Origin of the sequence: Lactococcus petauri, assembly GCF_002154895.1 — a bacterium.
GTDB classification, from domain to species: Bacteria; Bacillota; Bacilli; order Lactobacillales; family Streptococcaceae; genus Lactococcus; species Lactococcus petauri.
Map to the genome: position 1 here is coordinate 313082 of NZ_MUIZ01000002.1, position 15591 is coordinate 328672.

Genomic DNA, 15591 nt, shown 5'->3' on the forward strand with positions numbered 1-15591 from the left:
TGGGTCAACTAATATCCGAGATTTACCAGAATTAAAACTCTTGTGCTGCAGTTTCTACTTTACCAAGGAATTCAGCCAAAAATTCTTCAGCTTTTTCAGGTTGGTAAGCATGACCTTCAACACTAAGTGAAGAGAAGTCTGTACCAATAAATTCAAAGATAGTCTTCATGTATTGGCTACCTGTATCTTGACCATTGTACATACCACCGCTTGCTTGCAAGTGCATAACTTTCTTATCTGTTGCCAAACCTTTTGGTCCTTCTGCTGTGTAACGGAAAGTTTTACCAGCAACATTGACTGTATCAATCCATTTTTTAAGGCTAGCAGGAATCATAAGGTTCCACAATGGGCTCGCAATGACTACCTTATCTGCTGAAAGGAACTGTTCTGTAAAGGCACCAAAACGTGCAACTTTATCTTGTTGTGATTCAGACAAGGCAGTGAAGTCTACACCATTTTGCATTGCAATAAAAGCAGAAGCCATGTCTTGATCAATTTCAGGAATGTCGGCAGAGAAAACATCGAGTACTTCTACTTCATCATCTGCATTTGCAGTCTTATAGGCTGATACGAAAGTATCCAAGCCTTTAATTGAGAAGCTGTCTTCAGCTGTCAAAGGATGTCCTTTTACAACAAGTAATTTAGTCATTAATAAATCCTCCAAGATTTTGTTTAATTTACATTTGTAAACAATTTTTACTTTAATATTATAGCAAAAACATTTTACGAATGCTACAATTTTAGTACGTGAAACTTAGCACAAACTTAAAAGATAATAAAACCACCTCGAAATGTTTCAAGATGGTTTTATTTTTAATGACGAATGAGATAGTCAAAAGCACCCAGAGAAGCTGTTGCACCACTTCCCATAGCAATCACAATTTGTTTATAAGCTGAATCTGTACAATCCCCTGCAGCAAATAAACCAGGTACATTAGTAGCCCCTTGCTTGTCAACGATAATTTCGCCTCGAGAGTTACGCTCTACTACTCCCTCAAGCCACTCTGTGTTGGGCACAAGACCGATAAGAATAAAGACACCTGATAATTCGAGGTTTACTTCTTTTTGAGTATCACGCTCGACATAATCTAGACTTTCAACTTTATCTGTACCATGAATAGCCTTCGTTTCTACATTGGTCAGAACCGTAACATTATCCAGTGAATAGAGTTTTTCTTGTAAAACTTTATCTGCTTTAAGCTCTGGTAAAAATTCTAAAACAGTCACATGTTCAACTACACCAGCTAAATCGATGGCTGCTTCAATCCCCGAGTTTCCTCCCCCAACTACGGCAATTTTTTGACCTGCAAAGATCGGTCCATCACAATGCGGACAATAAGCAATTCCTTTATTTTTGAATTCTTCCTCACCTGGAATACCAAGTGAACGCCAACGTGCTCCTGTTGATAATACAACCGTTTTAGACTGTAGGACAGCTCCATTTTCCAGAGTCACTTCAAGCAGGTCGTTTTTCTCTAATTTCACTGCTTTTTGTGTTTTCATAATATCAGCTGGATAGGCTTTGACATGTTCTTCCAGTTGAGCAGCTAACTTTGGTCCTTCAGTATAAGTCGTCCCAATCAAGTTTTCAATGCCTAGAGTTTCTAATGGCTGACCACCGAATTTTTCTGCTAAAATACCTGTGCGTATCCCTTTGCGTGCTGCATAAATAGCCGCACTCGCACCTGCTGGACCACCGCCAACAACAAGAACATCATAAGGATCTTTATCATCAAATTCTTCACTTCCAGCTTGACCCACGAGTTTATTTAATATTTCTTCAAGACTCATGCGCCCACTTGAAAATTCCTCACCGTTAACAAAAACTGTTGGCACAGCCATCACACCACGAGATTTGACTTCGTTTTGGAACATGCCGCCTTCAATCATCGTATGCGTAATATTTTCGTTAAGAACACTCATGATATTCAAGGCTTGGACAACATCTGGACAGTTATGACAAGTCAAACTTACATAAGTTTCAAAATGATAAGGTTTATCAATGGCTTGAATACGTTTTTTGAGGTCATCTTCAATCTTTGGTGCGCGACCACTTACTTGTAAAAGAGCCAAAACAAGCGAGTTAAATTCATGACCTAAAGGAATACCAGCAAAAGCAATACCCCTCATTTCTCCCTTGCGAACGACAGAAAAGCCAGGAGCTTTGACTAACTTAGCTTCTTCAACACTTATACGTGGTGACATTTCAGCAATTTCATTGACAAATTCGCGAACTTTTTTACCATTGACATCTTCAGGATCTGCTTTGACACGTAATGCGATATCATTTTCTAAAAGTTCTAAATATTGTTTGAGTTGCGCTTTAAGATTCTCTTCTAACATTTTATCTTTCCATTCTTTTTAGCTTAAAAAGGCGAGTAATCTACTTCGCCTTATTAAATTAAATTTTACCGACTAAGTCCAAACCTGGTGTCAAAGTTTCTGCATCTTCTTTCCATTTGGCAGGGCAGACTTCACCTGGATTCTTACGAATGTATTGTGCTGCGCGCACTTTATCTACTAATTGGCTTGCATCACGGCCGATACCGTCTGCAGTGATTTCGACAGCTTGTACAATACCATCTGGGTCGATGATAAATGAACCACGTTGTGATAAACCAGATTCTTCATCCAATACATCAAAAATACGAGAAATCTTTTGTGATGGATCAGCAAGCATTGGATATTCTACTTTACCAATAGCTTCACTGTGCTCGTGCCAAGCTGCATGAACAAAATGTGTATCTGTAGAACATGAATAAACTTCTACGCCCAAATCTTTAAGAATACTATATTGTTCTTGTAAATCTTCCAATTCTGTTGGACAAACAAAAGAGAAGTCTGCAGGGTAAAATACGATGACATTCCATTTTCCTTTAAGATCATCTGAGTTTACTGTCAAGAACTTGCCATTTTGATAAGCTTCAGTGACGAAAGGTGCAACTTCTTTTCCGATTAATGACATGATTATTATCTCCAATTTTTCTAATATTTTTTTGTACTTCTTAAATAATTATCACAAAATGAATAAGGTTAGTCAAAAGATATGTTCAAGTTTTTAGAGAAAATAAAGCGCTTAACACTTCTGAATTATTACATTTTGAGTGATGATTCTATATACTATTGTTTAGATATACGAAACACCCATCACGAAAATGTTTATCAAATAACAAATCACTCGCTTTTAAAAATTATCTATTAAAAACAAAAAAAGCCCAGGTGGGCTTCTTTATTTTACAGTAAAAGCTAACGTCTTATCCAACATAAAAGGACGTAAATAAGCTGTTGCACTACTTGTTGGAAGTATCTCGTCGCGAAGTGTGATGCCTAATTCATTTTGAATATAAGCTCTTCTCTCTTGCACGCGCCCCCAAATGTCAGGATACGCTTCTTTTATCTCCTGTCTTAACTGTGCATCCGCCAAGAAAATGCCACTTTCACAACTTACACCACCGTATCCAGAAACAGATGGAATAATATCAATCTGGAACAGCATGCCACTCTCGATACTTTCTGTTGACTGCGGATAAACTGGTGAGCTCATCCATTCTTCATCAGCGGAGAGATGACCAGGATTAAGAGTCCAACCGTATTTTTCTTGTGGCAAAACTTCTTCTATTTTGTTATATAGCTCTTGCCCTTGTATACCAATCTTGATTGTTTCCAGCCAAGTTTTAACGGCATTAAAATAAGGTTTTGCAACAGCCGAAAGATAATCTTTCTCTTCATCTGGAAGCTCAGAAACTTGACTTACCGCATAGCCTCCTCGGCTTTGGAGGCCTCCTTTATACCCTGTCGTTAGGGAAAGTTTGTCTCCCTTTTTAATGACTTTATCGTTTGGATAGATATTGGCCTTTACAAAACGTTCGCCAGTTGCCATTATTGTAACGACATTATGTGCTTGTCCAAGGTCTGATAATTCTCTTGCAACTTCCATTTCGGTTTTTCCAAGCTCTATCTGATTCATCGCGTTTAACATGCAGCGTCCTGCCAAAGCAGCGCCAAATTCATAATGGGCAAATTCATTTGCATTATTTGTTGTGCGAACACCATTTTCCCCAATAAACAGACGTGTAGCATTTTCTAGTATGGCTTTTGGACATAAGCTTTGGACAGCGTGAACTAAAAAATGAGGTAAATCGAAAAGCTGATAATTATCCTCTTTTGTGCTGGTAAAGTTTTTCCACCCTACTAAACCAATCTTTTGAGTATGCTCTAGGTCACATTTGCTTAAAATTTCTTCAACTGTTTCTTGAGTATTCATAGGCTGATTAGGTAGAGAAAGATGTGGCATATGTACAGCTTCTGCTTTTAACCTTGCCTTATCTGCTTTATTTAGGTTTTCATTACCTAAAACAAGATAAGCTTTGCTATCCTTATGAAGTACAAGCAGGGCTTCTTCAAAACGCGGGAGAAAACCTGTAAGATACTCAAAGTTACTTCCATGTTCTAGGTCCGCATAGATAATTAAGCAATCAAAATTATCTTGGGTCATTTTATCAAGTAATTTCTGCCTTCTCTGCGCCATTGTATCATCTGTCAGTCCAACTGGTCTTAAGTTTTCTTCAAGCGTTGGGGGGGTAAATTTCGTGAGTTGAATCATCTCTTGCTCCTTTTTGTCAAAATAAGAACTGCCGCTTCAGCAATTCTTATTTCTTACTTTATATTCTTTTAATTTTTTAACTCTTGGGCGACGGCTTTCAAGCGTGAAAATTGAGCAGGTTCGGATAAAGAAACCGTCATTTCCCAAGCTTTGCTCCCTTCCTCAACTGCTAAAGTCAGGAAAAAGCGCTGAAAATACGACAAGTGCTCTGACTGCCGAAGATAATCAATATCGTCTTGTGTCAAAAAAGTTTGTTCACGCTGGATTGCTTTATTCAAATAGCGGAGCCAGAGCCGCGCATTTCCTCTTGATTTTTGAGCCGCAGCTTCAAAATATTCTTTCCAATTCATTTATAATAGCCTCAAAAGTTCGGGATTTTCTTTTAAATAATTTTTTAACGCTTCTTGGCCATAAGCGAGACCGTAAGCTTCTAAAACAACCGCAGGATCTGAAGTTCCTTCTGAATAATTGTTGAGTAAATCAAGGAGCGTATCTGGACGCTCAATGTTTAACTTCTTCATAATCTGGGCAATATCAGGAATATCCTTGGCTCTGCCCACTTGAATTTTGTCAATCAAAACTGACTGCAAGGAAGACAAATAGACTTCGAGATGACTTGCCTTGAAGATTAAAACTTTATCTTCATCAGAAAGTGACATGATGCGACCGATAGAATGGCTTAACCAAGGTTCATTAGCCGTTCCGACATGAAATTCTTGCCCAATCTCAGCAATAATTTCCTCAACTTTCGCAGTTGATTCATAAAAGGCATCGATATCCTCTGTAGCTTTTAGACCATGATACTCCAAGACAAAACCGCCTACGCATTGTAAGCTTAGGTGGATATCATTTTCTGCTAATTTTTCATTCAAACGCGTAAACAACTTATTATAATTCATAAATTATATACTTTCTCTTGAAAACTCTCTTCTTGATTATAGCATACCGTGTCTTATAAAAAAAGAGTTTTTCCTCTTTTTACATAATAAAAAACACCTAGTGGTGCTTTAAGAGTTAATTTTCGCAAAGGCTTGATTCAAGTCTTCCAATAAATCTTGGATATCTTCGATACCGGCAGATAGGCGAATCAGTCCATCCTTAATGCCAGCTTCTTCACGAATCTTTTTCGGTATTGAAGCATGTGTCATCACTGCAGGTACCTCAATCAGACTTTCCACACCTCCGAGTGATTCAGCTAAAGTAAAGTATTCTAGAGCTTCGACAAAGTCTTTTACTTTATGTTCATCCTTAAGTTCGAAAGAAAGCATTCCTCCAAAGCCAGACATTTGTTGAGAAGCAATCTCATGTCCTGGATCTTGCGGGAGACCTGGGTAATATACTTTGCTTACTTCCTCTGATGCATCAAGGAACTCTGCAATTTTTTGAGCATTTTTGGCATGAGCTTCCATACGAAGTGCTAAAGTTTTGATCCCTCTTTGAACTAGCCAACTGTCTTGAGGACCTAAAACACCACCAATTGAATTTTGCATGAAGGCGATACGCTCAGCTAATTCTTCTTTATCTGTGGTGACAAGACCGGAAACAACATCGGAATGTCCACCCAGGTACTTCGTACCGGAATGCAAAACAATATCCGCACCTAAACTTAAAGGACGTTGGAAGTAAGGTGTCGCAAAAGTATTATCAACGATTGTCAGTAGATTATTTTCCTTAACAATATCTGCAAGTTTTTGGATATCTAAAACAGTCATCAAAGGATTAGAAGGTGTTTCAAAATATATTGCCTTGGTTGAAGCTTTAATCTTATCTTTTAAATCAGAAATATCTGTCAAATCGACCAAATCATATTCCAAACCAAAATTAGACATGACTTTATCCATTAAGCGGAAAGTTCCCCCATAAACATCATTCCCAAGAATCAAGTGGTCCCCCGATTTAAAAATAGAAAGAACGGCATGAATACCAGCTAAACCTGAGCCAAAAGCAAAGCCTTGCACACCGCCTTCTAGGTCAGCAATGAGCATTTCTAAGGCATGACGGGTTGGATTTCCCGATCGTGAATATTCATAAGCTTTGGGTTGACCCAAACCATCTTGCTTATATGTCGACACTTGATAGATCGGAACAGAAACGGCCCCTGTGGTAGCATCTTCACTGATGCCTCCATGAATCATCTTTGTTTTTAATTTCATCTCACTCATACTTCACCTCTTTTTAATTGTTTATTTATTATAATGCAGATTATCTTTTGTTGACTTTGGGTAATCCTATATCCGACTTTTAATTTTTTTATGTTAAGAGAAAAACCCTTAAACAAGGGCTTTTTTCTTATAGTTTCACTTCATTTGCCGGAGCAAAAAGATCATTTAAAGCTTCGCTCATGGTTGGATGAGTGTAGATATGATCTCGTAACATGGTGTAAGGTATTTTTGCTTTCATCGCAAGCGATAAAATATTTATCACTTCATGTGATTCTTCAGCATAAAGAGTTGCACCTAATATTTCTTGTGTTTCTGGATCTACTAATGCTTTAAGTAGCCCTTTACTTTGTCCAAGTACTGCAGATTTTGGAATAGATGTAGCTTCTAAACGGAACAATCGATATTTGGTACCTTGAGCTTGAGCTATTGTTTCTGTTAAGCCTATATTAGACAGAGTTGGTGTGATAAAAACACTACTTGCTAACTCACCTCGATTACTTAATGTCCGAGATTTGTCGCCATAAAGTTGACTTTCAATGATACGAAAATCATCCAATGACGTATAAGTAAATTGTGGTCCACCATGTACATCACCCAAAGCCCAAATATTTGGAGCAGAGGTTTCAAGCTTTTCATTCACTAAGATATGTCCTGCCTCGCCAACTTTGATTGAAGTATTTTCTAAACCTAATCCAGAAGTATTGGGCTTACGACCTGTAGCAAGAAGAATCTTGTTTCCTTGTACTTCTTCTGCTTGACCATCTTTTGTAATATTGAGGATACTTGCTTCATCACGATCAAAAACACCATTTATTTCATAGCCGAGCTTGAAGACAGCACCAGCGTCTTCTAAATCTTGCTTCACGCGCTGCGCAACATCTCTATCTTGACGCGGCAAAAATATATCGTGTGAGTCAATAATCGTTACCTTTGATCCATAAGACAGAAACATGGCTGCAAATTCAAGTCCGATATAGCCAGAACCCACAATCAGAAGGTGTTCAGGTTTTTCTTGTAAGTCCATCAACCCTGTCGAGGTCACAAGATTTTTACTCTCCGACATACCAAGGATTGAGGGCAAAATAGCACGCGCACCCGTATTGATAAAGATACGTTCAGCTTGAACAAGCATTATGGGCTTTCCTTCTTCGGATATTTCGACCTCATGGTCTGAAAGAAATCTCGCCTTCCCGTCAATTACAGTTGCATTTGGTTCATCTGCAATCATATGGTAATTCTTTTTATTCAGCTTTTCGACCAGGCTGAATTTTTGAAGGACTGCCTCGGTGAAAGCTTCACCTTTTTGGCCATTTACAATTAACGACTTAGACGGAATACAGCCAATATTAATACAAGTTCCCCCGTACATCCGCGTAGATTGTTCCACGATTGCTACTGTTTCCCCTTTATTGGCCAATGATTTAGCAAGGGTTTTCCCTGCCTTCCCAAAGCCAATAATTAAATTCTTAAATGTCCTTCTCTCCATATTACAGCTTGCCTCTATAGTCAACGATGAGAAGATTATGGCTCAAATATTCTCCGTCTGTTTTCAAAGCAATGAGGTTGTAGCTGCCTTCTACTTTTGCATGTAAATCTTGGGCGCTCCAGAACATTTCCCCCCATTTTTTGAAGTAAACAGGGCCAAATTCTGAATCCATATGTGCATCAAAAGCCTCTGGCAACTTGCCTTTGTCAATAGCAAGGATACGGTAACGTGAGATACCGCCCGCACATGCGTCAATAGCCTCGTTCTTTTCACTCAACTCGTGGTCAAAATCCAATACAAAATCTGCATTATCAAATTTCGCTAATTTTTCGCTTACTGTTTTGTCAAATATAATTTTCATGCTTTTTTCCTCCTATGGTTTAAGCAAGTGCCTTAATTTCTTTTCCTAATTGATCCAAGCCGTTTTCAAAAACTGACCAGTCTTGTGTAAGTTTCAGTAGTAGGAGACTTCCTTGTATCGTTGAGATGATATGCTGAGCTTGCGTTTTAGAACGCGCTTGAGTCCAACCTGTGATTTCCACAATCCTAGCTTGAATCAATGCTGTCCAAGTCTCCATAAGCTGTCCTAACAACTCACGAAAATCTTTGTCTTCACTCGCACCAAGTTCAACGACTAGGTTTCCTACAGCACAACCATAATGTTGTGTTTCATCCACATGCACCTGAATTTCCCAGTTTAGCATTGCTAGCAAAGCTTGTTTGGGATCCTCCATCTGGAGCAATAAGGGATCAAAACATTGTGTTTCCCAGTCATTACTATGCGAACGAATCACTTCTAAACAGATTTCTTTTTTTGATAAAAAATAATGATAGAGTTGTCCTTTTCCAGTACCCGAGTCCTCGAGAATATCTCGGATAGAAGTTGAGGCATAACCTTTTTGACAAAAAAGCTTTTTACTGCTGTCAATGATTTTTTCTTTTGCTTCTGACACTTTACACGCTCCAATCATTTTACCTACCGCTTGGTACAATACTAATATACCAAATTATGATGCCTTGACCAAATAATTGAACTGAGATTTTCTTTTCTTAATTTTGTGAAAGGTTTATGATATTAAAAATTATAATATTTTGTTACACTAAAATATAACGGATGTAAAAACTATATTGGAGGAATTATGAAGAAGACCATACTATTATCGATAGCATTAATAGGAGTTTTTGTACTTAGTGGATGTAAAGATGTCAAAAAAGAAAATACTGAAACAAAAAATGTTCCAGTTTCAAGTACTAATAAGAGCACCGTAAAGACAACAGAAACCCAATCATCAAGTGCTTTGGAGAGTATCCCTACATCAACTCCTACATCTGAAGAAAAGGAAACTGAACAAACTTCTTCTTCTTTATTTGAAGGTTATAGTGCTGAACAAATTGAATATGCGCGCGTAACAGAAGCAATAATTCATTATTATAAAGGGGATTATCAACCTGTATCTATCGATGTCACTAAAAATGGACAAAATCATCAGATTTTTCCTTTTGAAGGCTCTGTAGTTCTTCCTCAAGAAACTGTTACTTTATCCTTTAGCAAAGATAATACGATGGCCGGAACAACTATTATTACCTATAGTTCTAATCATGACGGTTCAATAAATTTTTATAAAGATCCAAATCATTATCAAGATGAAAGATACCCCAAAAATCCTTCATGGGTTAAGGAGGAATCGCAAAAATTACTAGACAGCATGCAAACAATAGAAATACCTATTTCATTTGATTACGAAGCTGCTCAAATCATTTCCAAAATACAAGTGAAGTAAAAATTGAGCTTTTTGTTTGTATTTAGGCTTTTAAAAAATTCAAAATAAAAACCTACCCTGCTTAAGGTACATGGCCTTAAGCAGGGTAGGTTTTTCTGATCTGTGTTTTAAATTACACCCACAAGGATGAAGAGGATAACGATAATTCCCAGCGCAATACGGTACCAACCAAAGATTTGGAAGTCACGGCGTTTGATGTAGCTCATCAAGAATTTAATAACGAAGATAGATACAACATAAGCGACAACCATTCCAACGATAAGGGCAATCACTTCTGAGAGACTAAAGTGAAGGCCGAATTTCAAGAGTTTAAAGGCAGAGGCACCAAGCATAGTGGGTACTGCGAGGAAGAAAGTAAACTCGGCAGCAACGACACGTGAAACTCCAATAAGCAAGGCACCCACAATTGTTGCGCCTGATCGTGATGTCCCTGGAATCATTGAGAGGACTTGGAACATCCCGATGATCAGTGCAGTTTGATAGGTAATTTCTTTCATTGTATTGATTTTTGGTACACGTGTTTTATTCCAACGTTCAATCACGATAAAGGCGATACCATAAACAATCAGCATAATGGCAATTGTCAATGGTGTCCCAAAATTTTCTTCTAAGAAATCATTTAAGAATAAGCCAAATACAGCTGACGGAAGGAAGGCCACTACAACCTTAACCCACATGTTAAAGACAGAACGTTTGATCCGTACACCTTTTCCTTCAACATTAACAAAAGGATTCATCTGTGACCAGAATTCCACAATAACTGCAATAATTGCACCTAATTGGATGACTACAAAGAACATATCTTTGAAAGCTTGTGTCATATTGGTGTGAATGAAGGCATCCACTAAAAGCATATGCCCTGTGCTTGATACGGGGAGCCATTCTGTAATTCCCTCGACGATGCCGAGAAAAATAATTTTCAAAAGTTCAATAAAATTTAAATCCATTTTTCCTTATGTCCTATTCATTAATGAGGTAGAAACTGCCATCTGTAACTTTGACTGTCAAAGCTGTCTCTTGATTTCCCATCTGATAAGGAAATTCTTTTTTGACATGATTTACATAAAGTTCTTCTGCCTCTACATTTATCCCCGGCAATTGACTGTTTATTATTTTCAATTGGCCGTCTTTTTTAACAATTTTGCTACGTTCTTTCAGATGAAGATTTTCAAAAATAGTTGCACCATCATTTGAAGCAAAATCCATACTTTCTGCTGTCACACGTTCTAAAACAGATGCCCCATCATTAGAAGTTACTTTCAAATGTCCCGCCAAAGTCAAATCACGCAATTGCCACGCAGCATCACTAATATTCATCGTGAGTTGGCTTCCTTTAATTCTTTCTAAGGAAAGGCCACCATCTCGAAGATTAATTTTGAGACTATCTGCTTTCAAATCACGCAAGGTTTTTTGTCCGGATGTTCCGTCGATAATGATTTTCTCAAAATTCATATTTTCTGGTACAGTTACAATTATTTTTTCCTGACCCATTTTACCAAAATTAAGCCCTAAATTGAAGTCAAAGGTGCTTTTTCTCGCCTCAACCTTCAAAGTTTTACCTTGAAGGTTAATCTCAGGCTTCTGATCAAGCAAGTGGCTCTCAACTTTCAGAGTTGAGCCAGAGATAATTTCTAAATCCGCATCTTTACTGTTGATAATCATATTTTTTACTTTATCTGTAGCAAAAGTCTGTTCTGTAGAAATAAGATGAGAGATTTGAGGACGGCCTTCTTTCCAGACAAGACTCGTTTTACCTCCAGCAGCTAAGCCAATACCTAAAAGAATAATGCCAGAAATAATCATAGTCAGTGCGGCAACTATCGTTCTTTTATTTTTCACAAGACTCCTCCTTTCTGATCGCGTTTGGTTCTTTGAGTTAATTTACGCCCCAACCATTTAATCATTCCAAGAAAACGAAGGCACAGCCATTTTGTGAGGAAAAGAATAAAAGGACTGATAAGGATTCCCAACCCAAAAAGCAAAAGACCAAGTCCACTAAAGACAAGTGTTGTCATTGGACTACTGAAGATGACACCAAGTCCAGAAATGAAGGAGAATAATCCACCAAACACGAGTGAAACATCAAGCATGTACAGGCTAAAGAGGAGAGCTAATAGCATCATTAACAAGGCTAGAATAAGTAAAAGAATGGCAAGTGCCAAGGGTACCAAAAGCGGTGAAGCAAAAAGACCAAGTATAATGAGCCAGACCAGCTGAAAGCGTGATTTAGCGGGTATACTTTTTTCTTCTTCTTGCGCGTGATCATCTTGGTCTAAGAAATAACTGAGTTTGAGCTTGGTAGCAAATTGTTTTGGTGTTCCATACTGTGCTGTTATATCCTCAAGTGTCATTCCTGACTCAATAAAGTATTCTTGATAATAAGCGATTAAGTCTCTACTTTCTTCTTGAGGTAGATCTGTCAGATGGGCCTGCACAGCCTCTAAATAACTATTCATCGTTTTCGAGTTCTCCTTCTACTAAAAGTTTATCCATGGCATTACGGAATTGCTGCCAGTCAGCAGTTATTTTTTGAAGCTCTTGGCGTCCATTCTCTGTTATCCGATAATAACGTCTCATGCGACCTTCATAAGGCTCGTCATAATTTTCTAAAAGCTCATGCTTTTTTAAACGACGTAAGACAGGATACATGGTTGATTCACTAATCGGAAGTTGGGCTTGTACTGTTTTTGTCAACGCATAGCCATACATATCTTTCTTATTCAACAAAGAAAGCACTGTCCCGTCTAGAAGTAAGGTTGGAATTTGAATATCCATAATTGTCCTTTCCTTTTCCTTCATAGCATATTATATGTTGTATAATATGATACTATACTATACGACATATAATAACATATAAAACATCTGCTGACAAGTATGAGGCAATAATTTCAAAAGATATGATAAAATAAGTTAAAGTTAAACTGAAGGGTAAAGAACTGCATGCAAATCATAAAACTCCGGGAACATAAGGAAAAGCTTGAACAAGCTGCAAACTGGTTTCACCAGAAATGGGAAATTCCACTTTCTGCCTATCAAGAAAGCATGGAGGCTTGCCTCCAAGGTTCAGAAACCATTCCGCAATGGTATATGATGATCCATGAATCAGAAATTATTGGTGGCCTTGGAATTATTGAAAATGATTTTCATAATCGTAAAGATTTATCGCCTAATATTTGTGCTTTGTATGTGGAAAAAGAATTCCGTAGTCAAGGGATTGCGGAAAAGTTACTCCAAGAAGCTTGCGATGATATGAAGATGCAAGGGGTTCATAGGCTCTATCTTGTCACTGACCATACTCATCTTTATGAACGCTACGGTTGGGAATTTATTGGCTTTGTTCAAGCGGAAGATGAAGACGAGATGTTACGGATGTATTCTTACCAAATCTAAAAAAACTCCTAAATAGGAGTTTTTTTTATTTTTCTTGTGGTCTTTCATATTTTAGTCCCATCGCATTGATTGAGACAATTACTGTTGAAATACTCATCAATACTGCAGCAGCCAATGGATCAATAGAGATACCAAAGGTTGGGTAAAGAATGCCGGCAGCAACAGGAATAGCAATGATATTATAACCCGCTCCAAACCAAAGGTTTTGTTTCATCTTACGATTAGAGCGTTTAGCTATCTCAATCAGTGCTAAAACATCACTCGGATGTGAGTTGACCAGGACAACATCTGCTGTATTGATAGCGACAGATGTTCCGCCTCCAATCGCAATGCCGAGATCACTTGTAGCAAGCGCAGGTGAGTCATTGACACCGTCACCAATAAAGAGAACACCACCTTTTTCTTGGTAATCTTGGACAATCTTTGCTTTATCTTCTGGTTTTAATTCAGCACGATATTCCGCAATACCAAGATTTTTTGCAATTTTTTCTGCGGTAGCTTCATTATCTCCAGTCAACATTACAGGTATGATATCACGTTTTTTCAATTCTTCGATAAAGAATTTCGCATCTTCTTTTGGGGAATCACCTAAAGCGACAAAACCGTAAAGTGTTTTATCCGAAATGAGGAAGGAAACAGTCAGACCTTGGTCAAAGACCTTTTGAACTTCTGCCTCATCAACCGTAATTCCATTTTCTTTGAGGTAAGCGTAAGAGACGATACTGTAATTTTTTCCTTGAACAGTACCTTTCAAGCCTACACCAGGAATATTTTCCAGATTTTCTGCTTCTAATTTCAAATCGTCAACAGCATTGACAATTGACAGCGCAATAGGGTGTGTTGAACCACTTTCTAATGCGGCCATAACTTGTAGAATATCTACCTTATCATCCTTAGGCAAATCGACTACTTGACGTACACTAAATTTTCCGTCTGTGAGTGTCCCGGTTTTATCCATAAGGGCATATTTTATTTTACTAATAGATTCAAGAGATGTACGGTTTTGAATCAGCAAACCATTTTTAGCCGAAAGATTAGTTAGGCGTGCCACGACTAAAGGTACAGCCAATCCTAAGGCGTGAGGACATGCGATGACAAAGACAGAAACAGCAGTCATAAGTGCAAAGCTCAATGAAGAAGTCATCATCCAAATAATAAAGGAACCAACCCCCACAATCAATGCCGCCCAGAAAAGCCAACCTGCTACACGATCTGCTAAGTTTTCACTGGCAGACTTTTGCTTTTGCGCCTTCTCTACTAATTGCGCAATTTGCGCCAGAAGAGAATCTTTTCCTAGAGAAGTTACTTTCATTTCAAAAGGGAGGTTCTGGTTTAGAGAACCGCCGTAAACTGTATCTCCTGCTTCTTTTGAGACCAAACGCGCTTCACCTGTAATCATCGATTCATCGATAGACAAATGAGCCGTTTCTGTTGTCACAATACCATCAGCTGGAATACGTTCGTTTTCTTTTACGAGAAGAATATCGTCCACTTGGAGCTCAGAAATGGCCACATCTTTTCCGTCTTTCAGATGTGCTTTTTTAGGAATGAGGGATGCGAGGTCTTTTAGTGCATCACCTGCACGACTAACTGCGCGCATCTCGATAATGTGACCTGCCAGCATGATAACAATCAAGGTCGAGAGCTCAAACCAAAAGTCCATTGCCTCGCCACCTGTCCATAATAAAACCGTAGCATAAACCGAGTAAGCATAAGCCACGACAATTCCCATCGTAATGAGCATCATCATCGCCGGTTTTCGAGATTGATATTCTCCACGCGCGCCACTAAAGAAAGGTGTGCCACCATAGAAGAAAATAATGGACCCTAAAATAAGTCTGACAATCGAATCGCCTTGAAAGCTTATCAGCTGAAAACCAGCAATACTTGAAATAGCAAGCAAAGGAACCATGAGCGCAATGCTGACTTTCAGCTTCTTACCCATATTACCCATGTGCATCATATGTCCTCCATGGTTCATCATATCATGTCCATCATGATGGTCCATTTCTGCCATATCATTCATCTCGTGATGCATGTGCTCTTTATGTTCTTCTTCCATCTCAACCTCCTTAAATTTTCTATTCTTTTAATAACTCTATATCTACAGTTTACAATTGTAAACTTATAAAGTCAAGTAAAAACAAAAAATTGAAAAGAGAAAACTCC

Annotated in this window: 17 protein-coding genes; 2 read left to right on the forward strand and 15 right to left on the reverse strand. The window is 38.2% G+C overall.

Going from position 1 to position 15591, the window contains the following annotated elements; all coding sequences use genetic code 11:
* Positions 1–31: 31 nt before the first annotated feature.
* From BZZ03_RS04145 to BZZ03_RS04190, 10 genes are all read right to left on the reverse strand, one after another.
* Positions 32–649, reverse strand: a complete 618-nt coding sequence (locus BZZ03_RS04145; RefSeq protein ID WP_017370397.1) for an FMN-dependent NADH-azoreductase — start codon at positions 647–649, stop codon at positions 32–34.
* Between the two features lie 164 nt (positions 650–813).
* Positions 814–2343, reverse strand: a complete 1530-nt coding sequence (ahpF, locus tag BZZ03_RS04150; protein ID WP_086582602.1) for an alkyl hydroperoxide reductase subunit F — start codon at positions 2341–2343, stop codon at positions 814–816.
* Between the two features lie 58 nt (positions 2344–2401).
* A complete protein-coding gene (ahpC, locus tag BZZ03_RS04155; RefSeq protein ID WP_019293957.1) occupies positions 2402–2965 on the reverse strand; it encodes an alkyl hydroperoxide reductase subunit C in 564 nt (187 codons plus the stop codon).
* A gap of 264 nt (positions 2966–3229) precedes the next feature.
* A complete protein-coding gene (locus BZZ03_RS04160; protein ID WP_086582603.1) occupies positions 3230–4603 on the reverse strand; it encodes a M24 family metallopeptidase in 1374 nt (457 codons plus the stop codon).
* A 68-nt stretch (positions 4604–4671) separates the two neighbouring features.
* Entirely contained in the window at positions 4672–4953 is a 282-nt protein-coding gene (locus BZZ03_RS04165; protein WP_019293959.1) for a hypothetical protein, read from the reverse strand.
* On the reverse strand, positions 4954–5502 hold the full coding sequence (locus BZZ03_RS04170) for a DUF6036 family nucleotidyltransferase (RefSeq protein ID WP_046401186.1): 549 nt from the start codon (positions 5500–5502) through the stop codon (positions 4954–4956).
* A gap of 108 nt (positions 5503–5610) precedes the next feature.
* On the reverse strand, positions 5611–6765 hold the full coding sequence (locus tag BZZ03_RS04175) for a cystathionine gamma-synthase (RefSeq protein ID WP_086582604.1): 1155 nt from the start codon (positions 6763–6765) through the stop codon (positions 5611–5613).
* Between the two features lie 127 nt (positions 6766–6892).
* Positions 6893–8251 carry an FAD-dependent oxidoreductase gene (locus tag BZZ03_RS04180; protein WP_086582605.1) on the reverse strand — a complete coding sequence of 453 codons (1359 nt, stop codon included), beginning with the start codon at positions 8249–8251 and terminating at the stop codon, positions 6893–6895.
* A 1-nt stretch (position 8252) separates the two neighbouring features.
* On the reverse strand, positions 8253–8612 hold the full coding sequence (locus BZZ03_RS04185; protein WP_017369821.1) for an iron-sulfur cluster biosynthesis family protein: 360 nt from the start codon (positions 8610–8612) through the stop codon (positions 8253–8255).
* 19 nt (positions 8613–8631) lie between these two features.
* Positions 8632–9204 (reverse strand): TetR/AcrR family transcriptional regulator, encoded by a 573-nt coding sequence (locus BZZ03_RS04190; RefSeq protein WP_086582606.1) that lies wholly within the window; start codon positions 9202–9204, stop codon positions 8632–8634.
* A 186-nt stretch (positions 9205–9390) separates the two neighbouring features.
* Between BZZ03_RS04190 and BZZ03_RS12150 the strand changes: the two genes are divergently transcribed.
* Positions 9391–10032, forward strand: a complete 642-nt coding sequence (locus tag BZZ03_RS12150; RefSeq protein ID WP_165716825.1) for a hypothetical protein — start codon at positions 9391–9393, stop codon at positions 10030–10032.
* A gap of 107 nt (positions 10033–10139) precedes the next feature.
* Here the strand turns inward: BZZ03_RS12150 and BZZ03_RS04205 are convergent, their stop codons facing one another.
* The 4 genes from BZZ03_RS04205 to BZZ03_RS04220 are packed head-to-tail and all read right to left on the reverse strand — an operon-like array spanning position 10140 to position 12807.
* Positions 10140–10979: an undecaprenyl-diphosphate phosphatase gene (locus BZZ03_RS04205; RefSeq protein ID WP_019293965.1), complete on the reverse strand. Its 840-nt coding sequence runs from the start codon at positions 10977–10979 to the stop codon at positions 10140–10142.
* A 13-nt stretch (positions 10980–10992) separates the two neighbouring features.
* Entirely contained in the window at positions 10993–11871 is an 879-nt protein-coding gene (locus BZZ03_RS04210; RefSeq protein WP_086582607.1) for a DUF4097 family beta strand repeat-containing protein, read from the reverse strand.
* Positions 11868–12488, reverse strand: coding sequence for a DUF1700 domain-containing protein (locus BZZ03_RS04215; RefSeq protein WP_086582608.1), 621 nt, complete (start codon positions 12486–12488; stop codon positions 11868–11870). Before BZZ03_RS04215 ends, BZZ03_RS04210 begins: the two co-directional genes overlap by 4 nt.
* Positions 12481–12807: a PadR family transcriptional regulator gene (locus tag BZZ03_RS04220; RefSeq protein WP_046401179.1), complete on the reverse strand. Its 327-nt coding sequence runs from the start codon at positions 12805–12807 to the stop codon at positions 12481–12483. The genes BZZ03_RS04215 and BZZ03_RS04220 overlap by 8 nt, the downstream gene beginning before the upstream one ends.
* Positions 12808–12972: 165 nt before the next feature.
* Between BZZ03_RS04220 and BZZ03_RS04225 the strand changes: the two genes are divergently transcribed.
* A complete protein-coding gene (locus BZZ03_RS04225; protein ID WP_046401178.1) occupies positions 12973–13422 on the forward strand; it encodes a GNAT family N-acetyltransferase in 450 nt (149 codons plus the stop codon).
* 25 nt (positions 13423–13447) lie between these two features.
* On the opposite strand, the gene BZZ03_RS04230 is transcribed toward BZZ03_RS04225, so the two are convergent.
* Positions 13448–15484, reverse strand: a complete 2037-nt coding sequence (locus BZZ03_RS04230) for a copper-translocating P-type ATPase (protein ID WP_086582609.1) — start codon at positions 15482–15484, stop codon at positions 13448–13450.
* Positions 15485–15591: the final 107 nt, after the last annotated feature.

What these genes read in the sequence shown, in the direction of transcription:
- BZZ03_RS04145 (WP_017370397.1), bottom strand. Translation starts at nt 649, where the DNA reads ATGACTAAATTACTTGTTGTAAAAGGACATCCTTTGACAGCTGAAGAC.
- ahpF (WP_086582602.1), bottom strand. Translation starts at nt 2,343, where the DNA reads ATGTTAGAAGAGAATCTTAAAGCGCAACTCAAACAATATTTAGAACTT.
- ahpC (WP_019293957.1), bottom strand. Translation starts at nt 2,965, where the DNA reads ATGTCATTAATCGGAAAAGAAGTTGCACCTTTCGTCACTGAAGCTTAT.
- BZZ03_RS04160 (WP_086582603.1), bottom strand. Translation starts at nt 4,603, where the DNA reads ATGATTCAACTCACGAAATTTACCCCCCCAACGCTTGAAGAAAACTTA.
- BZZ03_RS04165 (WP_019293959.1), bottom strand. Translation starts at nt 4,953, where the DNA reads ATGAATTGGAAAGAATATTTTGAAGCTGCGGCTCAAAAATCAAGAGGA.
- BZZ03_RS04170 (WP_046401186.1), bottom strand. Translation starts at nt 5,502, where the DNA reads ATGAATTATAATAAGTTGTTTACGCGTTTGAATGAAAAATTAGCAGAA.
- BZZ03_RS04175 (WP_086582604.1), bottom strand. Translation starts at nt 6,765, where the DNA reads ATGAGTGAGATGAAATTAAAAACAAAGATGATTCATGGAGGCATCAGT.
- BZZ03_RS04180 (WP_086582605.1), bottom strand. Translation starts at nt 8,251, where the DNA reads ATGGAGAGAAGGACATTTAAGAATTTAATTATTGGCTTTGGGAAGGCA.
- BZZ03_RS04185 (WP_017369821.1), bottom strand. Translation starts at nt 8,612, where the DNA reads ATGAAAATTATATTTGACAAAACAGTAAGCGAAAAATTAGCGAAATTT.
- BZZ03_RS12150 (WP_165716825.1), top strand. Translation starts at nt 9,391, where the DNA reads ATGAAGAAGACCATACTATTATCGATAGCATTAATAGGAGTTTTTGTA.
- BZZ03_RS04205 (WP_019293965.1), bottom strand. Translation starts at nt 10,979, where the DNA reads ATGGATTTAAATTTTATTGAACTTTTGAAAATTATTTTTCTCGGCATC.
- BZZ03_RS04215 (WP_086582608.1), bottom strand. Translation starts at nt 12,488, where the DNA reads ATGAATAGTTATTTAGAGGCTGTGCAGGCCCATCTGACAGATCTACCT.
- BZZ03_RS04220 (WP_046401179.1), bottom strand. Translation starts at nt 12,807, where the DNA reads ATGGATATTCAAATTCCAACCTTACTTCTAGACGGGACAGTGCTTTCT.
- BZZ03_RS04225 (WP_046401178.1), top strand. Translation starts at nt 12,973, where the DNA reads ATGCAAATCATAAAACTCCGGGAACATAAGGAAAAGCTTGAACAAGCT.
- BZZ03_RS04230 (WP_086582609.1), bottom strand. Translation starts at nt 15,484, where the DNA reads ATGGAAGAAGAACATAAAGAGCACATGCATCACGAGATGAATGATATG.